The 21,011-nt window shown below is 71.3% G+C and carries 17 protein-coding genes; 5 read left to right on the top strand and 12 right to left on the bottom strand.

Annotated features, from left to right (window positions below; all coding sequences use genetic code 11):
• Window positions 1-39: 39 nt before the first annotated feature.
• The 5 genes from HUJ41_RS02465 to rsmI all read right to left on the bottom strand — a co-directional run bounded on the left by HUJ41_RS02465 (window position 40) and on the right by rsmI (window position 5,492).
• A complete protein-coding gene (locus HUJ41_RS02465; RefSeq protein ID WP_179873210.1) occupies window positions 40-1,047 on the bottom strand; it encodes a hypothetical protein in 1,008 nt (335 codons plus the stop codon).
• Complete coding sequence (rsmA, locus tag HUJ41_RS02460; RefSeq protein ID WP_179873209.1) at window positions 1,044-1,910, bottom strand: 16S rRNA (adenine(1518)-N(6)/adenine(1519)-N(6))-dimethyltransferase RsmA; 867 nt, start codon at window positions 1,908-1,910, stop codon at window positions 1,044-1,046. Before rsmA ends, HUJ41_RS02465 begins: the two co-directional genes overlap by 4 nt.
• A 24-nt stretch (window positions 1,911-1,934) precedes the next feature.
• Window positions 1,935-2,960: a TatD family hydrolase gene (locus tag HUJ41_RS02455; protein WP_179873208.1), complete on the bottom strand. Its 1,026-nt coding sequence runs from the start codon at window positions 2,958-2,960 to the stop codon at window positions 1,935-1,937.
• Window positions 2,961-2,998: 38 nt separating this feature from the next.
• Window positions 2,999-4,588 carry a methionine--tRNA ligase gene (gene metG, locus HUJ41_RS02450; RefSeq protein WP_179873207.1) on the bottom strand — a complete coding sequence of 530 codons (1,590 nt, stop codon included), beginning with the start codon at window positions 4,586-4,588 and terminating at the stop codon, window positions 2,999-3,001.
• 88 nt (window positions 4,589-4,676) lie between these two features.
• Complete coding sequence (rsmI, locus tag HUJ41_RS02445; RefSeq protein WP_179873206.1) at window positions 4,677-5,492, bottom strand: 16S rRNA (cytidine(1402)-2'-O)-methyltransferase; 816 nt, start codon at window positions 5,490-5,492, stop codon at window positions 4,677-4,679.
• Between the two features lie 36 nt (window positions 5,493-5,528).
• On the opposite strand from rsmI, the gene HUJ41_RS02440 reads away from it, so the two are divergent.
• Entirely contained in the window at window positions 5,529-7,130 is a 1,602-nt protein-coding gene (locus tag HUJ41_RS02440; RefSeq protein WP_179873205.1) for a dolichyl-phosphate-mannose--protein mannosyltransferase, read from the top strand.
• Window positions 7,131-7,435: 305 nt separating this feature from the next.
• Here the strand turns inward: HUJ41_RS02440 and HUJ41_RS02435 are convergent, their stop codons facing one another.
• Window positions 7,436-8,713, bottom strand: coding sequence for a DUF418 domain-containing protein (locus HUJ41_RS02435; RefSeq protein WP_179873204.1), 1,278 nt, complete (start codon window positions 8,711-8,713; stop codon window positions 7,436-7,438).
• Window positions 8,714-8,842: 129 nt separating this feature from the next.
• Here HUJ41_RS02435 and HUJ41_RS02430 point away from each other — a divergent pair, with 129 nt between their 5' ends.
• The 4 genes from HUJ41_RS02430 (at window position 8,843) to HUJ41_RS02415 (ending at window position 13,901) form a co-directional block, all read left to right on the top strand.
• Entirely contained in the window at window positions 8,843-10,705 is a 1,863-nt protein-coding gene (locus tag HUJ41_RS02430; protein ID WP_179871838.1) for a hypothetical protein, read from the top strand.
• A 67-nt stretch (window positions 10,706-10,772) separates the two neighbouring features.
• On the top strand, window positions 10,773-12,065 hold the full coding sequence (locus HUJ41_RS02425) for an O-acetylhomoserine aminocarboxypropyltransferase/cysteine synthase family protein (RefSeq protein WP_179873203.1): 1,293 nt from the start codon (window positions 10,773-10,775) through the stop codon (window positions 12,063-12,065).
• 2 nt (window positions 12,066-12,067) lie between these two features.
• Complete coding sequence (locus tag HUJ41_RS02420) at window positions 12,068-12,658, top strand: CoA-binding protein (protein WP_179873202.1); 591 nt, start codon at window positions 12,068-12,070, stop codon at window positions 12,656-12,658.
• 46 nt (window positions 12,659-12,704) lie between these two features.
• Entirely contained in the window at window positions 12,705-13,901 is a 1,197-nt protein-coding gene (locus HUJ41_RS02415) for a cellulase family glycosylhydrolase (protein WP_179873201.1), read from the top strand.
• 9 nt (window positions 13,902-13,910) lie between these two features.
• On the opposite strand, the gene HUJ41_RS02410 is transcribed toward HUJ41_RS02415, so the two are convergent.
• From HUJ41_RS02410 to HUJ41_RS02385, 6 genes are read right to left on the bottom strand one after another with little or no spacing between them, the layout of a single operon-like run.
• A complete protein-coding gene (locus HUJ41_RS02410; RefSeq protein WP_179873200.1) occupies window positions 13,911-15,788 on the bottom strand; it encodes a thioredoxin domain-containing protein in 1,878 nt (625 codons plus the stop codon).
• A 34-nt stretch (window positions 15,789-15,822) separates the two neighbouring features.
• Entirely contained in the window at window positions 15,823-16,665 is an 843-nt protein-coding gene (locus HUJ41_RS02405) for an aldo/keto reductase (RefSeq protein ID WP_179873199.1), read from the bottom strand.
• 34 nt (window positions 16,666-16,699) lie between these two features.
• Window positions 16,700-17,830, bottom strand: a complete 1,131-nt coding sequence (locus HUJ41_RS02400) for a bifunctional 2-methylcitrate synthase/citrate synthase (RefSeq protein ID WP_179873198.1) — start codon at window positions 17,828-17,830, stop codon at window positions 16,700-16,702.
• Between the two features lie 15 nt (window positions 17,831-17,845).
• Window positions 17,846-18,742 carry a methylisocitrate lyase gene (gene prpB, locus HUJ41_RS02395; protein WP_179873197.1) on the bottom strand — a complete coding sequence of 299 codons (897 nt, stop codon included), beginning with the start codon at window positions 18,740-18,742 and terminating at the stop codon, window positions 17,846-17,848.
• Window positions 18,742-20,250 carry an MmgE/PrpD family protein gene (locus tag HUJ41_RS02390; protein WP_179873196.1) on the bottom strand — a complete coding sequence of 503 codons (1,509 nt, stop codon included), beginning with the start codon at window positions 20,248-20,250 and terminating at the stop codon, window positions 18,742-18,744. Before HUJ41_RS02390 ends, prpB begins: the two co-directional genes overlap by 1 nt.
• A complete protein-coding gene (locus HUJ41_RS02385) occupies window positions 20,247-20,990 on the bottom strand; it encodes a GntR family transcriptional regulator (RefSeq protein ID WP_179873195.1) in 744 nt (247 codons plus the stop codon). Before HUJ41_RS02385 ends, HUJ41_RS02390 begins: the two co-directional genes overlap by 4 nt.
• Between the last annotated feature and the right edge of the window lie 21 nt (window positions 20,991-21,011).

The raw sequence follows: 21,011 nt of genomic DNA, 5'->3' as shown, positions 1-21,011 counted from the left end.
GCAGTATATGCACAACTGCAAGAATTTCGCTGGCGGCTCCTAGTCCTGCGCGAGCGGGCCGCGCGACTGCTGCGTCACGCTCGGCACCAGGAGTCGGTACACGAAGAGGCCCACGACCTCGATGCCGATGCCGAGCGCGACGACGACGGGTATGAGCTCGAAGCCCTCCTCGAACGCCATCGCGATGGGCAGCACGAGGAGCCCGTTGCGCGCGGCACCGCTGAATGTCAGAGCGCGCACCTGCGAGAGGGTGAGGCCCGCGGCCGTGCCGACGAGGATGCCGACCGGCGTCATGAGGATGAGGTAGACGCCGAACAGCGGCGCGACGGCGACCAGCAGCTCGCTGCGCTCCGCCGTGCGCGGCAGCCAGACCGCTACGACGAGCCCCGCCGCGATGGCGGTTGCCGGCACTGCGAGCGCCGCCCCCTGCCGGCTCGCGCGCTGCAGTCGCGGCGCGCGAGCCGCGAGAAGCTGCAGCAGCGTGACGACCGCCGCAGGAGCGACGATGCCCAGCAGCACAGCGAGAGGGAGACGGGAGAGGTCGAGGCTCAAGAAGCCGTCGCCCGCCGTGAAGAGCACCATGAGAGCCGGGAGGCTCACCGCCTGGATGACGAGCATGAGCGGCGCCGTGGCCAGCAGCGACTCGACCGCCCCGCCCGCGCGACGCACGAAGATGGCGACGATGCCCACGCCGGGTGCGAGCAGCACGAGCAGCAGCCCCAGTTGCAGGTCGGGGTCGCGGAACACGATGCGGCTGAGGATGAGCGCGAGCACAGGCGAGACGACGACGTTGAGCCCGATCACGGCGAGCAGGAAGCGACGGTCCACGACAGCGCGGCCGAGCGAGGCGAGCGGCACCGGCAGCAGCGTGATCGCGATCGCGACGGCGACGACGGTGGCGACCACGGCATCCGGAACCTCCGCGAGGCCGGGCACGAGCACGCCGGCGAGGAAGCCGGCGCCGACACCGGCGAGGATGACCGGCACGGGGTACTCGCCCGGCCAACCCAGGACGGGGCCGACCCCCTCCGGCCGCGCGGTCGTCACGACGGCGACGCCTGCGCGAGCCGCAGGTAGTCGTCGAAGCCGAGCTGCTCACCGCGCGCCGTCGGGTCCAGCCCCGCCGCCTCCAGTGCAGAGGTCGCTGCGGCCGACGAACCGTAGAGCTCGGCGAGCGCCTGCCGCAGCATCTTGCGGCGCTGCCCGAACGCGGCGTCCACGATCTTCCCCAGACGAATGCGGTCGGCCTCCGATCCGGGCGGCGGCGTGCGCGTCATGCCGACGAGCACGCTGTCGACGTTCGGCACCGGCCAGAACACCTGCCGGCTGATGGTGCCCTCGACGCGCCACGGCCCGTACCAGCGCGCCTTGACGCTCGGGCTGCCGTACACCTTCGACCCGGGGGGCGCCGCGATGCGGTGGCCGACCTCGGCCTGCACCATGACGAGAGTGCGGTCGAGGGTCGGCACGGTAGCGAGCAGATGCAGCAGCACGGGTACCGAGATGTTGTACGGCAGGTTCGCGACCAGAGCCGTCGGCGGCGCCAGCGAGCCGGCCAGCTCGGTCACGCGCAAGGCCGCCGAGTCGACTCGCATGGCGTCGGCGGTGACGACCGTGAGCGGAGCATCCGGCTGCATCTGCTCCACCGTGCGCGGCAGCTGGGCGGCGAGGCGCGCGTCGATCTCGACGGCGATGACCGGATGCCCGGCCTCGAGCAGCCCGAGGGTCAGCGAGCCGAGCCCGGGGCCCACCTCGAGCACCGTCGCGCCCGCGGGCAGCCCGGCGGCGGCGACGATGCGCCGCACGGTATTGGCGTCGTGCACGAAGTTCTGGCCGAGCCGCTTGGTGGGCTGCACGCCGAGCTGGTCGGCGAGGTCGCGCACCTCCGCAGGGCCGAGCAGTGCGCTCACGGGTGGGTCGTCATGAGCTCGAGGTCACGAGCCCGAGGAGTCGGAGCCCGACGTGCTGGAACCCGAGTGATCGGGCCCGTCCGTCAGATCGGCCGGGTGGCCGGGGATCTCGTCGATGCGGTCCGCCCACGGATCGCCGGGAGAGGTCACCGGCTCGGCGTCCCAGTGGCCGTAGACGAGCTCGGTGTTCGAGCTCAGCTGAGCCGCGAGCATCGAAGGGTCGGTGCCGAGGTGGTCGGCGATCGCGCGCACCGTCCACGGCAGCAGGTACGGACCGTTCGGCCGGCCGCGGTGCGGGTGCGGCGTGAGGAACGGCGCGTCCGTCTCCACGAGCAGCAGCGCTCGAGGCAGAATCTCGAGCGAGTCGCGCAGGTTGCGGGCGTTCTTGAACGTCACCGTGCCGGCGAACGACGCGTACCACCCGCGCTCGGCGAGGATGCTTGCCAACTCGATGTCGCCGCTGAAGCAGTGGAACACCACGCGCTCGGGGGCACCGACGCGCAGAAGCGTCCGCACGACATCGTCGTGCGCGTCGCGGTCGTGGATCTGCAGCGCCAGGTCGTGCTTCTTGGCGAGCTCGATGTGCGCTTCGAAGGAGCGGATCTGGGCGGCGCGTCCACTCTCGGAGTCGGTGCGGAAGTAGTCGAGACCCGTCTCACCGATCGCGACGACGCGGGGCTGCGCGGCCAGCTGGTCGATCTGCGCGAGTGCGGCATCCAGCTCGCCCGCGTCGACGAGAGCAGGTGCCTCGTTGGGGTGCAGCGCGACGGCAGCGAGAACGCGCGGCTCGCGCGCGGCGACCGCGGCAGACCAGCGGCTCGTGACGACGTCGGTGCCCACCTGCACGACGCCGCGCACGCCAACGGCGGATGCTCGATCGAGGTGCTCGCGGTAGTGCAACGGGTTCTCGCCGTCGGCGATCTCCAGGTGCGTGTGGTTGTCGTAGACGGGCACGACGAGCGCCTCGGGGCTCGGCGGGTAGCTCAGGTCGCGGCTGGAATCCTCCATCGCGGCGCGCGTGCGCACGTGCGAGTCGACTGGATCGGTCATGCCTTGCTCCTTCTCTCCCCGTCGCCGGTGCGGCGTCGCTAGACGGCCGCCTCCTGCTCGATGCGGGGGAACAGTCCCTCCATGGGCGACACCACCGCGCCGGCGGGCAGCTGGCCCCACACTCCGACGTCGGGGATGCGCTGGTCGGTGAGCGAGCCGAGGGCGCTCTCGGCGCCCAGTGCCCGCCACAGCTTCTGCGTGGCCTGCGGCGTCACGGGCGACAGCAGCACGGCGAGCGCGCGCAGGCCCTCCGCCGCCGTGTAGAGGATCGTGTGGAGGCGCGCCGTGCGCTCCTCGTCCTTCGCGACCTTCCACGGCTCCTGCTCGGTGAGGTAGCCGTTGAGCTCGTCGACGACCGTCCAGATCGCCGCGAGCGCCTCGTGGATCGCGAAGCGCTCCATGGCACCCTCGGCGCGGGTCACGGCGCTCGCGAGAACCCCGTGGATGCGCTCCTCCGCCTCCGTCACCTCGGTCGCGGCGGGCAGGATGCCATCGCAGTAGCGGCCCACCATCGAGACGACGCGCGAGGCGAGGTTGCCGAAGCCGTTCGCGAGCTCGGCCTGGTAGCGGGCGCTCAGGTCCTCCCAGCTGAACGAGCCGTCCTGACCGAAGTTGATGGCGCGCAGGAAGTAGTAGCGGAAGGCGTCCGACCCGAAGACCTCGGTGATCTGGCTCGGCGCGATGCCCGTGAGCTTCGACTTCGACATCTTCTCGCCGCCCACGAGCAGCCAGCCGTGCGCGAAGACGCGACGCGGCACGGGCAGGTCGGCGGCCATGAGCATGGCCGGCCAGATGACCGAGTGGAACCGGGCGATGTCCTTGCCCACGATGTGGTTGCTCGGCCAGAACCGCTCGAAGGCGGGCGCATCGGCGGTCGGCTCCCAGCCGAGCGCCGAGATGTAGTTCAGCAGCGCGTCGAACCACACGTAGACGACGTGAGTGTCGTCCCACGGCACGCGCACGCCCCAGTCGAAGCTCTGGCGCGAGATCGACAGGTCGTCGAGGCCGCGGCGGACGAACGACACGATCTCGTTGCGCACGCTGTCGGGCTGCAGGAAGTCGGGCTGCGACTCGTACAGGTCGAGCAGACGCTGCTGGAAGTCGCTCATGCGGAAGAAGTAGTTCTTCTCCTTGAGCACCTCGACGGGGCGGCCGTGGATGGGGCACACGAGCTGCCCGTCGAACTCGCCGGCGCCCTCGACGAGGTCGCCCTGCTGCTTGAACTCCTCGCAGCCGACGCAGTAGAAGCCCTCGTACTCGCCGTCGTAGATGAACCCGGTGTCGTAGAGCTTCTGCAGGAATGCCTGCACGACGCTCTCGTGGCGCTCCTCCGTCGTGCGGATGAAGTCGTCGTTCTGGATGTCGATCGTCTTGAGCAGCGGCACCCAGGCCTCGTCGACGAGCTTGTCCGCCCACTCCTTGGGGCTCACCCCGTTCGCGACGGCCGTGCGCAGGATCTTCTGGCCGTGCTCGTCGGTGCCCGTGAGCGACCAGGTGTCGCGGCCGCTCTGCCGGTTCCACCGCGCGAGCACGTCGGCGGCGACTTCCGTGTACGCGTGCCCGATGTGGGGCGCGTCATTGACGTAGAAGATCGGCGTCGAGATGGAGAAGGTGTCAGCGGCGGCCATGATGCCCCCAGTCTATGGGCGGGCTCCTGACTGTGACGGCGGGGCTGGACAGCGCCTGGGCGACGGCCGAGCGGCGGGAGGGACCGCGTCAGGTGCGGCGAGCGGCGAGCGCCGCCTCGTAGAGCTCGCGCTTGCCGAGCCCCGTGGCGTCGGAGACCGCGGCGGCGGCGTCCTTGAGCCGCTCCCCCGCGACGGCGCGCGCGAGCACCTCCTCGACCGCGGTGGGCAGATCGGCATCGCTCTCGCGCGCTCCCTCGACGACGAGCACGATCTCGCCGCGGGCGCCCTCGGCGAACCGCTCGGCGAGCTCGGCCAGCGACCCGCGGGCGACCTCCTCGTAGCGCTTCGTGAGCTCGCGGCAGACGGCGCCGCGGCGCTCGGCGCCGAAGGCGTCCCGAGCGTCGGCGAGCGCCGCGGCGATGCGGTGGGGGGCCTCGAAGAACACGAGGGTGCGCGGCTCCGCGGCGAGGGCGCGCAGCGCGCCGGCGCGGCCCTTGCGCGGCAGGAACCCCTCGAAGGCGAAGCGGTCGGTCGGCAGGCCGCTCAGCACGAGGGCCGTGAGCATCGCGCTCGGGCCGGGCAGCGCCGTGACGCGCACGTCGGCCGCGATGGCCGCCTCGACGAGGATGTAGCCGGGGTCGCTGATGCCGGGCATCCCCGCGTCGGTCAGCACGAGGATGTCGCTCTCGCGCGCCCGCTCCACCAGGTTGGCCGACCGCTCCCGCTCGTTGTGCTCGTGCAGGGCCTCCAGCCGCGGCCGGTTGTCGATGCCGAGCGCGCGCAGCAGGTGCGCGGCCGTGCGGGTGTCCTCCGCGACGACGAGCTCGGCCGACTCGAGCGCCTCGACGAGGCGTCGGCTCGCGTCGCCGAGGTTGCCGATGGGCGTCGCCGCGAGCACGATCATCCGGCCATCCTCCCACCCCGCCCGTAGCATGGGCGCGTGGTCACCCGAGAGCGCCTCCTGCGATTCGGGATGCCCGCCGCGGTGCTCGGCGCCGCCGCCGCCACCCGGCTCATCGCGCTCGACCAGCCCGGCGTGCTCGTCTTCGACGAGACGTACTACGTGAAAGACGCAGCGTCGCTGCTCGAGCTCGGCTACGAGGGCCGCTGGCCGGAGGGCGCCAACGAGCTCTTCGCCGCAGGCACCCCGCCGACGGTGGGCGAGAACGCGGCGTTCGTCGCGCATCCGCCGCTCGGCAAGTGGGTCATCGCGCTCGGGATGCTCGCCCTCGGCCCCGCATCCCCCTACGGCTGGCGGCTCGGCGTCGCGGTCTCGGGCGTGCTCCTCGTCGCCGCCCTCATGCTGCTCGCCCACCTGCTGTGGCGCCAGGTCGCGCTCACGACCCTCGCCGGCGGGCTGCTCGCGATCGACGGCAACGCGATCGTCATGAGCCGGGTCGCCCTGCTCGACGGCGTGCTCGCGCTCGTCGTCGTGCTCGCCGTCATCGCGGTCGTGCTCGATCGGCGGTCGTCGCGCGCAAAGCTAGCCCGGTGGTTGGCCGCGCGTCGTGCCGGGGGCCGGTCGACCGACTGGGGCCCGGCGATGCTCGCACGCCCGTGGCTGCTCGCGGCGGGAGTGCTCTTCGGCCTCGCGGTGTCGGTGAAGTGGAGCGCGCTCTACCTCTTCGCGGCGTTCGCCGTGCTCACCGTCGTCGCGGATGCTCTCGACCGGCGCCGCGCAGGTGTCGCGCTGTGGGCGAGCGGCACGCTGCTGCGTCAGGCACCGCTGAGCGTGCTGCTCACGATCCCCGCCGCCGCGGCCGCGCATCTCGTCACGTGGTGGGGCTGGTTCGCGACGAGCGGCGGCTACGGGCGGTCGCGCACGATCGACGCGGCCGAGCGATGGCCGGGCATCCTGGGCGCTGCTCCGGATGCTCTGCAGAACTGGTGGGCGTACCAGCAGAGTGTCTACGGCTACCACGTCGGGGAGTCGTCGCCGCACCCCTACGAGGCGCCGGCGGCCGGTTGGCCGCTGCTGCTGCGCCCCACGTACATGCACTACCTCGACCGGGGCGACGGCACGGCCGAGGCGCTCACGGGCATTCCGAACCCGCTGCTGTGGTGGGGGTCGGTCGCCGCGGTGGTCGTGATCCTCGTGGGGTGCGGTATCGCGGCGTGGCGCCGTCGGCCCGCGCAGTGGAGAGCGGCCGTGGAGCCCGAGGCACCGCACCCCGGTGCGACCCCGACCGGTGCTGCCGACGCACCTCTGCCGTTCGTCGGCTCGCCCTGGGCGATCGCGGTCGTTCTCACGGGCGTCGCTGCCGGCTACCTGCCGTGGATGCTCTACCCCGAGCGCACGACGTTCTTCTTCTACACGATCGTGATCACGCCGTTCCTCGTGCTCGCGCTCGTGAGCGTGCTCGGCGCTGTGCGCGGCCGGCCCTCCGATACTCCGGAGCGCCGCCGCCTCGGGACGGCCCTCGTCGTGACCATCGTGACCGTGCTCGTGCTCCTGAGCATGTTCTTCCTGCCCCTGTGGACGGGCACGCCGATTCCGATCGAGTTCCTGCGCATGCACTACTGGCTGCCCAGCTGGATCTAGCGCGGTCGCCGCGTCACGCCCGGCTTCGCCGAGACCCACACCGCACGAATCGCCCCGACTGTGCTCCTCAGTGGCGTGTGGGTGCGCTCGCGCGGGCACGGATGCCACCGACGGGCACAGTCGTGCAGCGCTGTGGAGCGCCGAGGCCCGGGCGCGGGTTCGACTCGAGGTGCGGGCGCCGCTCGAGGCACGGTTGCGGAGCTCGTGCTCTTCCACCACTTCGGAGTGGACTGACACCCGCTCACTTTTTTCCGAAGTTCTGGAAGGGGATGGAGCAGCTGTTCGCCACTGGCGGGTGACGCCGGTCAGGGCCTCGAGCCAGGCGCCTCGGGCGCCCCGGGTGCCGCAGGCGCAGTAGCGGGAGCGGGGAGCGCGGGCCGACGTCGGTAGACGATGCGGCGGTAGAGCCACTCGGTCGGCCCGGGCTTGTCGACCGCGCCTAGAACCCCCGCGATGATGAGCGTGCCGAGCCACGTGAGCACGGCGATCTGTGTCGCCTCGGCCACCGAGACGACGCCGCCGAGGCCGAGCGTGTACGGCGCGAACAGGATGAGGAACACCACCGACTGGGTCAGGTAGCCGCTGAGCGAGCGCTGTCCGAGCGCCGCGAAGAGGCGCGAGATCGGGCCGCCCGTGCCGGCGCCCCCGACGATGAGGGCGATGAGGGCGACGTATCCGGCACCGCCGATCGCGCCCGTCACCACGTGCAGCATGCTCACGAAGGGCTCCCCCAAGATGCCCGGTTCCCAGACACCCAGCAGCGCGAGCGACATCGGCAGAGCGCCCAGCAGCGACACCGGCACTCCGATGCCGGCCATGAGACCGAGCGCGCGCCGGTGACGCGCCGGCTCCTCGAGCATGCGCCGCCGCGCCGCCCACATACCCAGGATCATCGGCGCCAGTAGGCCGAAACCGCCGAACGGGATCGCGAGAAGGCCCAGGGACCACTCGAGAGCGCGCTGCAGCGTCGCGAGGAGGTAGGAATCCGCACCGGGAGAGGTGAAGACTGTGAGGCCCGCCTCGGCGCCGCCGAACTTGTTCAGCACGCCGGTGAGACCCTCGGCGAAGCCCGTGATCGCGAGCACGCCGAACGAGATCCACCCCACGATCGCGAGCACCTTGCCCGACACCCGGATGAGCAGCACGAGGGCGAGGCCGAGCAGACCGTATGCGCCGAGGATGTCGCCGAAGAAGAGCAGCACTCCGTGCGCGGCGCCGAAGGCGATGAGCCACAGGTTGCGGCTGACCAGGAGGCGCCGCACTCCCCGCCACTCGGTGCCGCGCGCGTGCTCGCGCAAGAGGATCTGCGTGAGGCCGTAGCCGAAGAGCAGCGCGAAGAGCGGGTAGCTGCGGTTGTCGGCGAGCAGTGCGACCGCGGCGTTGACCCAGGGGTCGGCGGGAGCATCCGTCACCGGCTTGAACATGAGGCCGACCTCGCGACCCCACAGCAGGAACGGAACGTTCGCCACGGCGATGCCGAGCAGCACGAGGCCGCGCGCGACGTCGGGGGCGAGGGCACGGTCGCGACGAGAGGTCGGGCGCGTCGCGGGGGCAGGGGTCGGGGGCGCTGTCGACTCGCTCATGCCTTCGACACTAGGAGAGCACCGCGCGATGCCGCCTCCCCCGGATGGTGGATAGTGCGCCCGCCTCCCGCGGGACGCTGTGCTCACGGGGCGAGAAATCCCCCTGGCGCACGGTCGCCTGCACGGAATATGCTCACGACACCTGCACTCCATGGCCTCGCCTACCCGAAAGTCGCGACCTTGAGCATGGAACCCCGCACCCTGCCGCGCCCGCGCGCTCGTCGGCGCGTGCTCCCGCTGCGCGCGATCGTGAGCCTCGGGCTCGCTGGCGCACTCTCGCTCGGCGGGGCAGGCGCCGCGATCGCCACGAGCATGAGCCTCTCGCTCACCTCCACCCAGGTGCTGCAGAACACCGCTGTCAGCATCAGCGGCACGAAGAGCGCGGAGAGCACGGTCGTCGTCGAGCTGCGGCCGCCGCGCGGCGGCGGGTGGCAGAGCGTCACGGCGGCGTGCACGGGCGTGCAGGAAGGCTCCACGTCGTGGAGCTGCCGACTCAGCAGCGGAAGCGTCCTCGGCGACCACCACCTGCGCGCGACCGAGACCAGCGACTCCGCCCGCACGGTCGTCGGCAATCACTTCGTCGTGGTGCCCCCGGCCGTCCAGCACGCAGCAGCCGCGCCCGAGCCGGAGCCCGAACCCGAACCCGACCCAGAACCCGAGCCCGAGCCCGAGCCCGAGCCCGAGCCCGACCCAGAACCCGAGCCCGAGCCCGAGCCCGAGCCCGAGCCCGAGCCTGGACCGAACCCCCCGCCCGCGGACAAGCCGACTTCGCCCAGCACCGAGACGGAGCGCGCGCCCGAGACCGAGCGATCCGACGAGCGGACACCGCGCGAGCCGTCACCAAACCCGGCCGACGGCGCCCGCCTCGATCTTCCGACCGAGTCGCTCGCCGAGCGCGCGACCCCCGAGCGCACGGTCGACCCGACGCTCGCGCCCATCGACCGCAACGACCCCGCCGCCCCGAGCGCACTCAGCTCGGGGATGATCACCCTCGCGACCGTGTGGCGCGACCCCTTCATCCTCGCGGTCGCCGGAGGCATCGGCGCCCTCTTCCTCCTCCTCGTCGCCATTCCCGCCGAGATCCTCAACTCGACTCTGGAGCGCAACGCCCACCGGTGGCGCTGGGTGTATGCGTGGTCGCTGCCCCTTCTGGCTCGACTGCGGCGAGCTCTGCGCGTCATGCCGGCGTGGACCTCATCACCCGCCGTCGTCATCATCCTCACGAGCATCGCCTTCGGCTTCGCCGACCCCCAGTTCGGCTTCGACCTGACCTCGCTGCGCCTCGTTGCGTCGCTGGCGATCGGCCTCATCCTCGTCGTCCACCTGCCGCAACGCATCACGGCGGTGCTCCTCGGCCGCCGTTGGCGCGTTCCGAGCGCGATCATCACTCAGCCGGGAGCCATCGTGATCGCGGTGCTCGGCGTGCTCGCCTCACGCATGCTCGACTTCAGCCCCGGACTGCTCATTGGCCTCGTGCTCGGGCTCGAGCTCGCGTCCACCGCGCGTCGGGAGGACCACCAGAGAGCGATCGTGACGCGCATGCTCGTCACACTCGCCATCGCCCTTCTCGCCTGGCTCGGCTACTCATGGCTCGACGGCGCGATACCCGCTGCCGAGACGAATGTCGCCTCCGTCTTCCTCATCGAGACCCTCATCGCCACGGTGCACGAAGGGCTCACGGGTCTCCTCGTGGCGCTCCTGCCCCTCGCTTTCCTCGACGGGAAGGACCTGTTCGACGCCGACAAGCGAGTATGGGTGGCCCTCGCAGGGCCGACCGCGGTCGCGTTCGCGCTCCTCGTGCTGCCCACCTCCGAGACGCTCGACGACGGAGCTCCCCTCCTGCTGTGGATAGGGGTGTTCGTGGCATTCTGCCTCGTGGTTGCCGCCGTCTGGCTCAGTTTCCGCATCCTCGAATCCCGAGATGCCCAGGATGGCGGCGCGGCCGACCGCAACCCGGCGCACGACGCGGTGCCGACCGGCCCCCATCCCTGAGAGGCGAAGGTTACGTTGCGTAACGCGGCGGCTCGGCCCTGAGCATCCGCTCGCCTAGCCTGAAGGGATGGCCGACCGCGAATACGGATTCAGGACCCGCGCGATCCACGCGGGCAACGTGCCCGACTCGGCAACAGGCGCCCGCGCCATGCCGATCTACCAGTCGAGCGCGTTCGTCTTCGACTCGACCGAGGACGCCGCCGCGCGCTTCGCCCTGCAGAAGTACGGCAACATCTACTCCCGCCTCGCGAACCCGACCGTCGCGAGCTTCGAAGAGCGCATCGCGAGCCTCGAGGGCGGCCTCGGCGCCGTCGCGACCGCGAGCGGGCTGAGCGCGCAATTCGTCACGTTCGCCTCCCTCGCCGGCGCGGGCGACCACATCGTCGCGTCGTCGACCCTCTACGGTGGCTCGATCACCCAGCTCGACGTCACCCTGCGCCGCTTCGGAATCGACACGACCTTCGTCGCGAGCGACGACCCGGCCGACTATGCGGCCGCCATCATCCCCGGCCGCACCAAGCTCCTCTTCGCCGAGACCGTCGCCAACCCGAGCGGCGACATCGCCGACATCGCCGGACTCGCCGACGTCGCCCACGCGGCCGACATCCCCCTCGTGATCGACTCGACCATCGCCACGCCCTACCTGTGCCGGCCCATCGACTGGGGCGCCGACATCGTCGTGCACTCGGCCACCAAGTTTCTCGGCGGCCACGGGACGACCCTCGGCGGCGTCGTCGTCGAGTCGGGTCGCTTCGACTGGTCGAACCACACCTTCCCCCTCTTCGAGGAGACCGTGCCGCACTACGGCGGCCTCACCTGGCACGGCAACTTCGGCGAGTACGCGTTCCTCACCCGACTCCGAGCCGAGCAGCTGCGCGACATCGGGCCGGCCCTCGCGCCGCACTCGGCCTTCCTGCTCGCGCAGGGCGTCGAGACGCTGCCGTACCGCATGCAGGCGCACGTCGACAACGCGCGCGCCGTCGCCGAGTGGCTCGACGCCGACGACCGTGTCGAGGCCGTGCACTGGGCAGGTCTACCCTCGCACCGCCATCACGAGCGCGCCGAGCAGTACCTGCCGATCGGGCCTGGCGCCGTCTTCAGCTTCGACGTCGCAGGGGGCCGCGCGGCCGGCCAGAAGGTCATCGAGAACGTGCAGCTCGCGAGCCACCTCGCCAACATCGGCGACGCGAAGACGCTCATCATCCACCCCGGCTCGACGACGCACGCGCAGCTCACCGAGCAGCAGCTCGTCGAGGCGGGAATCGGGCCGGGCCTCGTGCGGTTGAGTGTGGGTATCGAGGATGTCGCCGACATCATCGACGACCTCGACCAGGCGCTCGACGCGGCGAAAGGAGCATGAGGATGTCTGACACCGCTGCCTCTGAAACGTCCGGCACCGAGACGGTCACGCTCGCCAACGGGCTCACCTGCGCGATTCCCGCGAGCTCGCCGCTCGCGAAGCTGCTCAAGTCTCAGCGCACCTGGGTGGGGCCCGGCGCGAAGGAGCGGCTGGGCATCCTGCGGAAAGCGAAGAGCATCGCGATCGTCGGCGCCTCGCCCAACCCCGCGCGCTCCTCGTACTTCGTGGGCACCTACCTGCAGCAGTCGAGCGACTACCGCGTGTACTTCGTCAACCCCAACGCGAGCGAGATCTTGGGCCAGCCCGCCTACCCTGACCTGGCCTCGCTGCCCGAGGTGCCCGACATCGTCGACGTCTTCCGCAAGGCCAGCGACATTCCCGCCGTCATCGACGACGTGCTCGCCGTCGGCGCCTCCACCGTCTGGGTGCAACTCGGCATCTGGAACGAGGAAGCCGCCGTCTACGGAGAAGAACAGGGCCTCACGGTCGTCATGGACCGCTGCATCAAGGTCGAGCACGCGCGCTTCCACGGCGGCCTGCACCTCATGGGCTTCGACACCGGGGTGATCAGCTCGCGCCGCCAGGTGCGCTGACCCCTCCTTCCCACTCACCCAGCCGCCCAGGGGTCAGACTGGTCGCATGACCGAGCGCACTCGCCGAACTCGACTGCGGCGCTCGATCGCGCTCTCGACCGTCGGCGTGCTCGTTCTCGGCGTCGCGGCGGTCGGCACTCTTGCACTCGCGGCCGGCTGGTTCGACAAGCCTGAGCGGCAGGCCGGCCACGCCCTCGCGAGCGCGACACCCGCGGCACCCGTGGTCGCGGTGCGCGGCGCCGAGCTCATCGACCGCCGCACCGGTGACACCCTCGCGCTCCTGGGTGCGAACTGGCCGGGCTTCGAGTACGCGTGCATCCAGGGTCGAGGCCACAACGACGGCGGAGACGTCGATGCGGCCGTCGCCGCCATGACCGAGTGGGGCATGACCGCGGTGCGCATCCCGCTCAATCAGGACTGCTGGTTCGACGACCGTCCAGCGATCGCCTACGCCTCGGGCGTCGAGTACCGGGCGAGCGTGCGCGAGTGGGTGGGGCGCCTCACGCAGGCGGGCCTCGTGGTCGTGCTCGACCTGCACTGGAGCGCCCCAGACGGCGTGCCCGCCGACGGCCTGCGGCCGATGCCCGATGCGCGCTCGGTCGAATTCTGGGGCTCGGTCGCGAGCGAGTACCGCAAGCACCGCGGTGTGATCTTCGATGTCTTCAACGAGCCGCACTCCCGCTTCGACGCCACGGCGGGCGCGTGGGCGTTCGAGCTCGACTGGAGGTGCTGGGCCCACGGCGGGTGCGCCGTGCCCGTCGAGAACGACCGCGCTCAGACCCGCAGCGGCGAGACCTACACCGCGGTCGGCATGATCGCTCTCGTCGACGCCGTGCGCTCCGCCGGTGCGACTCAGCCGCTCGTGCTGAGCGGAGTCGACTACGCGAACGACCTGCGCGGCTGGGCCGCGGCGGCGCCCGACGACAACCAGCTCATCGCGAGCGTGCACCTCTACCCCGATCAGCGCTGCGCCGACCGCGCCTGCTGGGCGCGCGAGCTCGAACCGCTCGCCGACCGCGTGCCCGTGCTCGTCGCCGAGTTCGGGCAGAGCGACGGCGGCGACGCGTTCCTGCGCGACGCATACGCGTGGGCGGAGGACCACGCGGTCGGCGCGCTCGCGTGGGCCTGGTGGGACATCACCGACGAGACGTCGCCGGATGCCCGCTTCGCGCTCGTCGACGGCCCCGACTTCGCCCCGCGAGCGCCCTCGGGCACGGCGCTGCGCGAGCTGCTCGGCGGTTGAAGGGCGCACTCACTCCTGAGCCGTCAGCTCGGCGAGCGACGTCACCGGCACGCGGCACACGAAGTCGGTGCACAGGTACGCGGTCGTCCGAGCGCCGAGCGTCGTGCGGTCGTCGAGGAGGGCGAATCCCGCGCTCGCCCACTCGGTCGCCTGCGTGGCCCTGACAGCGAGCGCGAGCGTGCCCGACGTGTCGAGGCCCCTCGCGTGCGCGACGAGCTCATGGGCGTCGTCCCCGGGACTGCTCACGACGACGAGTTGACGGGAGGGCTGGGCGAGCGCGGCGGCGACGCCCAGTGTCGCGCCGAAACCGATCGGACGGGACACCGCGAGCGTCGCGAGGGGTGCCACGAGACTCTCGGCGAGCGAGCGGTAGCGCGGCTCGGCGGTGAGCTGGTGCATCACGAGAGCCGCGCGCGCGAGCGCCGCCGTGCCGCTCGGCGCTGCGCCCTCCTGAGGGTCGTCGACCGAGGCGAGGCCGTGGGCGACGAGCGTCGCGTCGTCGCCTCCGGGCGGGCGCACGAGCGACCCCTGCCCGTCCTGCGGAGTGACGACACACGCGTCGACGAGGTCCCGCGCGACGGATGCCCAGCGGGCTTCCCCCGTCGTGATCGCGAGCTCGAGCAGGCCGACCGCGAGGTCGCCGTAGTCCTCGAGCGTTGCCGCGGCGTCCGAGAGTCGACCGTCGCGGCTCGCACGTGCCAACCGGGCACGCCCGTGCTCGTCATCGGGCAGCCGGTGGGCGGCGAGCAGCCCGCCGGCGAGCTCGACGGCGAGGGCACGGGCCCGCGCGGCCGAACGGGCATCCGCGAGACGTCGCCCGGCGACGGAGAGGCCGCCGATCGCGAGCCCGGTCCAGGCCGTGAGCACCTTGTCGTCGAGCGCAGGAGGGTCGACCCCCGCGCGCTGGGCCGCCGTCAGAGCGTAGTAGCCGCCCTCGCTGCGCTCCCCGCCGAGCACGCTCTCGCTGTCCTGGCCCGAGGCGAGCCCGCCGGGCACGCGCAGCACCGAACCGAAGAAGTCGATGATGCCGGCTGCGGGCTCCTCCAGCCCCGCGCGAGCATACGCCTCGAGCAGCAGAGCGTTGTCGTAGAGCATGCGCTCGTAGTGCGGCTCGCTCCAGTCGCGCCGGGTCGCGTAGCGGAAGAACCCGCCCTCCACGGGATCCCGCAGGGGGCTCACCTCGAGTCGCTCGAGGGTGCGCTTTGCCAGCCCTGCCGCGTCGCGGTCGCCGGTGGAGCCCTGCGCCTGCAGGAAGAGCAGGACGGGAGCGACCGGGAACTTGGGTGCTCCCCCGAACCCGCCGAACTCTCGGTCCTCGTACCCGATGAGTTCGGTCACGGCGTCGCCGAGCTGCTCCACCGTCGGCAGGCTTCCTGCGTCGCGGCGGGTGGCCTCGCGCAGAGCATCCTGCAGCCCTTCCGCGCTCTGCAGCACCTCGTCGCGACGCTCCGTCCACGCCTCGAGGACCGCTTCTGCCACCTGACGGAACGAGGGGATGCCCTGCACGGGCTCGGGAGGCAGATAGGTCGCCGCATAGAACGTGCGGCCCTCGGGCGTCGCGAAGACGGTGAGCGGCCAGCCGAGCTGCTCGCTGAACGCGCCCGCGGCCGCGAGGTAGGCGGCATCGACCTGGGGATGCTCCTCCCGATCGACCTTGATGCTGACGACTCGATCGTTGAGCCACTCGGCGACGGTCGGGTCGCTGAACGTCTCGCGGGCCATCACGTGGCACCAGTGGCACGTGGCGTAGCCGATCGAGATCATGACGGGCACGCCGCGGCGGCGGGCTTCCGCGAAGGCGCCGGCGCCCCACGGCCACCAGTCGACGGGGTTGTCGGCGTGCGACCGCAGGTACGGGCTGACAGCGTTCTCGAGTCGGCGAGCCATGCCCGCCACCCTACGAGCGCCGCCTCCGCGCCCCCTAGAAGTCGGTGTTGTCGGGGTGGGCTCCGACGCGCTGGCCCTTGTCCGCCGCGGCGATCGTCGTCATCTCGTCGGAGCTCAGCTCGAAGTCGAACACGTCGGCGTTCTCGATCATGCGCTCGCGCTTCGTCGTCTTGGGGAAGACGATGAGGCCCTCCTGCAGGTGCCAGCGGATCGCGACCTGCTGCACGCTCTTGCCGTGGGCCGCCGCGATGTCGGCGAGACCGGGCAGTTCGGCGAGCTCGTACTTGCCCTGCCCGAGAGGGCCCCACGACTCGGTGTGGATGCCCCACTGGGCCTGGTGCGCCCGCAGAGCGCGCTGCTGGAACGCGGGGTGCAGCTCGATCTGGTTGACGACGGGCGACACGTCGGAGACGGCGGCAATGTCGTCGAGGTGCTCCTCGAGGAAGTTCGAGACGCCGACCGAGCGGGCCTTGCCCGTCTCGCGCAGCTCCACCATGGACTGCCACGTCTCCACGTGCTTGCCGTACTTCGGCGCCGGCCAGTGGATCAGGTACAGGTCGACGTAGTCGAGGCCGAGCCGCTCGAGGCTCGCGTCGAGCGCGGCGGGCGTCGTGTCGGTGCCCTGGTCGCTGTTCCACAGCTTCGTCGTGATGAACAGCTCCTCGCGCGGGATGCCGCTCTTCGCGATCGCCCGACCCACGCCCTCCTCGTTCTTGTAGACGCGAGCGGTGTCGATGTGGCGGTAGCCGACCTCGAGAGCCTCGCTCACCACGCGCTCAGCCTCGTCGGGATCGACGAGGAACACGCCGAACCCGAGCTGCGGGATCGTCGTGCCGTCGGAGAGGGTCACGTTCGGGGTGGGGATGGCGTCAGTCATCCCCCCATCCTCTCGCACCGCCCGTGGCCGGCACTCAGGATGCGGGAACGTGCCGCTCGTCGGGCCCGGTGTACAGGCTCAGCGGGCGGATGAGCGCGTTCGCGGCGAGCTGCTCGCGCACGTGCGCCGTCCACCCGGTGACGCGCGCGGCGATGAACAAGGGCGTGAAGAGCGCCGTGTCGAAGCCCATGAGGTTGTATGCGGGGCCCGAGGGGTAGTCGAGGTTCGGCTTGATGTTCTTCGCCTCCCCCATCGCGGTCTCGAGCGCGTCGTACAGGTCGAGCACCTCGGGCCGCTCGTAGTGCTCGACGAGCGTCGCGAGGGCCGCACGCATCGTCGGCACGCGCGAGTCGCCGTTCTTGTAGACGCGGTGGCCGAAGCCCATGATCTTGCGCTTCTCGGCGAGCGCGGCATCCAGCCATGCTTGCGCGCCGTCGGCCGACCCGATCTCCTCGAAGACGTTCTGCACGGCCTCGTTCGCGCCGCCGTGCAGGGGGCCCTTGAGGGCGCCAATCGCTCCCGTGACCGCCGAGTACACGTCGCTGAGAGTCGACGTGATGACGCGCGCCGTGAAGGTGGAGGCGTTGAAGGAGTGCTCCGCGTACAGGATCATCGACACGTCGAAGGCCTCGACCACGACGAGCTCGGGCACCTCGCCGAAGGTCATGTGCAGGAAGTTCGCCGAGTAGCCGAGGTCGTCGCGCGGCTCGACGAGGTCCTCATCTCGCAGGCGGCGCTGGGCGTAGGCGACGATCGCGGGCAGCTGCGCCCACATCCGGATGCTCCGCTCGAGCGTGAGGTCAACATCGATCCACGTGGCGTCGGTCGTCAAGGTCTCATCGAGCGCGCCGAGCACGCTCACGGCCGTGCGCACGACATCCATGGGGTGGGCGCTGAGCGGCAGCGCGTCGATCGCGTCCTTCACGGTCGGGTCGAGGTGCCGCATCGAGCGCTCGAGCGTCTCGAACTCGGCGAGCTGCCGCTCGTCGGGCAGTTCGCCGTGCCACAGCAGGTAGGCGACCTCCTCGGCCGTGCAGCGCTCGGCGAGCTCGTGCACGGGGTACCCGCGGTACAGCAGGGAGTTGGTCTCGGGGTTCACCTTGGAGACGGCGGTCTCGTCGACGACGACGCCCGCGAGCCCCTTCTTGATCTCGGTCTCAGTCATGGGGTCTCCTTGGGTCTAGCGGCCGTTGTAGGTGTAGATGCTCGCGTCGAAGGCGTTGTACGCCTCGTAGTCGAGCAGCTCGTAGAGCCTCCCCCGAGTCTGCATGCTCGGCACCTCCGCGTCGAGGGTGCCGTCGGCGAGCAGGGTGTCGAGCCCGCGCTCGATCGCCCCGAAGGCGATGCGCAGGAGGGAGACGGGGTGGATGACGAGGTTCACGCCGACGTCGTGCAGCTGCTGGTGCGTGAAGAGCTCGCTCTTGCCGAACTCGGTCATGTTGGCCAAGATCGGCACGTCGACGGCGGCGCGCATGGCGGCGAACTCGTCGAGGCTCGCCATCGCCTCGGGGAAGATCGCGTCGGCCCCGGCATCCTGGAGGGCCTTGGCGCGGTCGATCGCGGCGTTGAGACCCTCCACTCCGCGAAGGTCGGTGCGGGCCATGATGACGAGGTCTCCGTCGCGGCGCGCGTCGACGGCGGCGCGGATGCGCTTGATGGCAGTGTCGGCGTCGACGACGGCCTTGCCGTCGAGGTGCCCGCAGCGCTTGGGGTTGACCTGGTCCTCGAGGTGGAGGCCCGCGATGCCTGCGTCCTCCAACTCGTGGACCGTGCGGGCCACGTTCATGGGCTCGCCGAAGCCCGTGTCGGCGTCGACGAGCGTCGGCAGGTCGCTCATGCGGCTGATCTGGTGCGCGCGCTGGGCGACCTCGGTGAGCGTCGTGAGGCCGATGTCGGGCAGGCCGAGCTCGGCGGCCATGACGGCGCCGGAGATGTAGGCGCCGTGGAAGCCCTTCTCCTGGATGAGGCGCACGCTCAGCGGCGTGAACGCGCCAGGCATGACCTGCAGCTCGCCGCTCGCGAGCCCTGCGCGAAAGGCACGGCGGCGCGCGTTCGGCGTCGTGGTGGTGGAGAGCATCAGAAGAGTCCCTTCGGCGCGGCGGGCACGGGGACTCTGGGCGTCACGGTGAGGCCGGTGAGCTCGTCGGCGGTCAGCTGCGGCAGCCGTTCGGCGACATCGAGGAAGCGGTCGATCTCGGTCTCGTCGAGGATGCCCTGCGCGAGCATCCGGAACTTGGCCACGTACTCGGCGCGGCCGAAGGGCCGCGCGCCCTGCGGGTGCGCGTCGGCGACGGCGATCTCGTCGACCACCCGCTCGCCGTTCGTCAGCTCGATCTCGATGCGGCCGCCGAAGGCCTTCTCGCTCAGGTCGAGCGAATGGTAGCGGCGCGTCCACTCCTTGTCTTCGACCGTAGTGATCTTCTGCCACAGGTCGACGGTGTCGGCGCGGGCGGCACGCTCGGGCGCGTAGGAGTCGACGTGGTGCCAGCCGCCGTCCTGCAGGGCGACCGCGACGATGTAGGGGATCGAGTGGTCGAGCGTCTCGCGGCTCGCCGTCGGGTCGTACTTCTGCGGGTCGTTGGCTCCCGAGCCGATGACGTAGTGGGTGTGGTGGCTCGTATGGAGGACGATCCGCGTCACGTTCGCGGGGCCACGCAGCTCGGGCCGCTCGGCGCCGAGACGGCGCGCGAGGTCGATCCAGGCCTGCGCCTGGTACTCGGCGGAGTGCTCTTTCGTGTAGCTGTCGAGGATGCTCATGAGCGGTTCGCCCTTCTCGGGCAGGGGCACGTCGTAGCGAGCATCCGGCCCGCCCAGGAGCCACGCGATGACGCCGTCCTCGCCCTCGTAGATGGGGCTCGGGCTTGTCTGGCCGCGCAGTGCCCGATCGACGGCCTCGACGGCCATCTTGCCGGCGAAGGCGGGGGCATGCGCCTTCCATGTGGAGATCTCGCCCTTGCGCGACTGGCGCGTCGCCGTGGTCGTGTGGAGCGCCTGGCCGATGGCCTGGAAGATCGTCGCGCTGTCGAGGCCGAGGAGCGTGCCGATGCCGGCGGCAGCGCTCGGGCCGAGGTGGGCGACGTGGTCGATCTTGTGCTCGTGCAGGCAGATGGCGCGCACGAGGTCGATCTGGATCTCGTAGCCGGTGAGGATGCCGCGCAGGAGCGCGGCGCCGTCGGCACCCGTGTGCTGGGCGACGGCGAGGATCGGGGGGATGTTGTCGCCGGGGTGCGAGTAGTCGGCGGCGAGGAAGGTGTCGTGGTAGTCGAGCTCGCGCACCGCGACGCCGTTGGCCCACGCGGCCCACTCGGGGCTGACCTTCCTGTCGGCCGGCAGACCGAAGACGGTGGCGCCGAGGCCGTAGGGGTGGGCTTCTGCCTGACCACGCGCGGCGACGACGGGCGCGCGGCCGAGGCTCGCGACAGCGACGGCGGCGTTGTCGATGACGCGGTTGATGACCATGTCGACGGCCGCCTCGTCGAGGGGTCGCGTCGTCTCGGCGGCGAGGTCGGCGAGCCGGCCGGCGAGCTGCTCGCTCGGCGGCAGGTGCTCGCTGCTCTTGCGGGTGCGGATCTCGTAGGTCTTCACGGGGTCTCCTGACGGTCGTGGGAGGTGAGGTGGCTCTGGATGCTCGTGAGCGCGTTATGCAGGTGCAGCCGGGTGGCGGCGACCGCGCGTTCGGGGTCGCCGTCGGCGATCGCGTCGGCGATCGCGCGATGCTCGGCGGCGGCGGCGAGCAGTCGCCCGTCGTCGTCGCGCGCGAGGCGGCGCACGCGCGCGAGGTGCAGGCGCACGCTCGCGATCGCGGTGGCGAGGTAGGTGCTGCGGCCGCCGAGCGCGGCGTCGATGGCGGCGTCGAAGGCGGCGACGAGAGCGTAGTAGCCGTGGCGGCTGGCGTCGTCGTCGCGAAGGGATTCGACGGTGACGGTCCCGAAGCGCTCGGCGAGCGTGCGGAATTCGGCGCGGTCGTCGTGGGTCGCACGGCGCGCGGCCAGGCGCGCCGCCTGCTCGTCGAGCGTCGTGCGCAGCTCGAAGAGCGCGACGACGTCGTCGGGGTCGATGCTGCTGACGAGGAGAGTGCGGGGACCGCGCTCCTCCACGAGTCCATCGGCGACGAGGCGTGCAAGAGCTTCGCGCACGGGCGTGCGACTGACGCCGAGGCGCTCGGCCTGCTGCGCCTCCGTGAGGGGCGTGCCGGGCGTCAGGGTGCCGTCGACGATCTCGGCGCGCAATGTCGCGAGGACCCGATCGGCCGCGGAGCGGCTGGCGCGTGCACGCGGGCCCGCGCCCGGCGTTGCGCGCTGCAATCGCTCGCTCGTGTCGACCATCCCCTCACTGTATACATTGCT

It is taken from the genome of Microcella indica (assembly GCF_013414345.1).
GTDB classification, from domain to species: domain Bacteria; phylum Actinomycetota; class Actinomycetes; order Actinomycetales; family Microbacteriaceae; genus Microcella; species Microcella indica.
Note: the sequence above shows the minus strand (reverse complement) of the source record. Positions and strands in the feature narration are given on the sequence as shown.

Coding starts and splice junctions, on each gene's coding strand:
- HUJ41_RS02400 (WP_179873198.1), bottom strand. CDS start 17,830: ATGACTGAGACCGAGATCAAGAAGGGGCTCGCGGGCGTCGTCGTCGAC.
- metG (WP_179873207.1), bottom strand. CDS start 4,588: ATGGCCGCCGCTGACACCTTCTCCATCTCGACGCCGATCTTCTACGTC.
- HUJ41_RS02420 (WP_179873202.1), top strand. CDS start 12,068: ATGTCTGACACCGCTGCCTCTGAAACGTCCGGCACCGAGACGGTCACG.
- HUJ41_RS02385 (WP_179873195.1), bottom strand. CDS start 20,990: ATGGTCGACACGAGCGAGCGATTGCAGCGCGCAACGCCGGGCGCGGGC.
- rsmI (WP_179873206.1), bottom strand. CDS start 5,492: ATGATCGTGCTCGCGGCGACGCCCATCGGCAACCTCGGCGACGCGAGC.
- HUJ41_RS02435 (WP_179873204.1), bottom strand. CDS start 8,713: ATGAGCGAGTCGACAGCGCCCCCGACCCCTGCCCCCGCGACGCGCCCG.
- HUJ41_RS02430 (WP_179871838.1), top strand. CDS start 8,843: ATGCTCACGACACCTGCACTCCATGGCCTCGCCTACCCGAAAGTCGCG.
- prpB (WP_179873197.1), bottom strand. CDS start 18,742: ATGCTCTCCACCACCACGACGCCGAACGCGCGCCGCCGTGCCTTTCGC.
- HUJ41_RS02415 (WP_179873201.1), top strand. CDS start 12,705: ATGACCGAGCGCACTCGCCGAACTCGACTGCGGCGCTCGATCGCGCTC.
- HUJ41_RS02410 (WP_179873200.1), bottom strand. CDS start 15,788: ATGGCTCGCCGACTCGAGAACGCTGTCAGCCCGTACCTGCGGTCGCAC.
- HUJ41_RS02405 (WP_179873199.1), bottom strand. CDS start 16,665: ATGACTGACGCCATCCCCACCCCGAACGTGACCCTCTCCGACGGCACG.
- HUJ41_RS02425 (WP_179873203.1), top strand. CDS start 10,773: ATGGCCGACCGCGAATACGGATTCAGGACCCGCGCGATCCACGCGGGC.
- HUJ41_RS02455 (WP_179873208.1), bottom strand. CDS start 2,960: ATGACCGATCCAGTCGACTCGCACGTGCGCACGCGCGCCGCGATGGAG.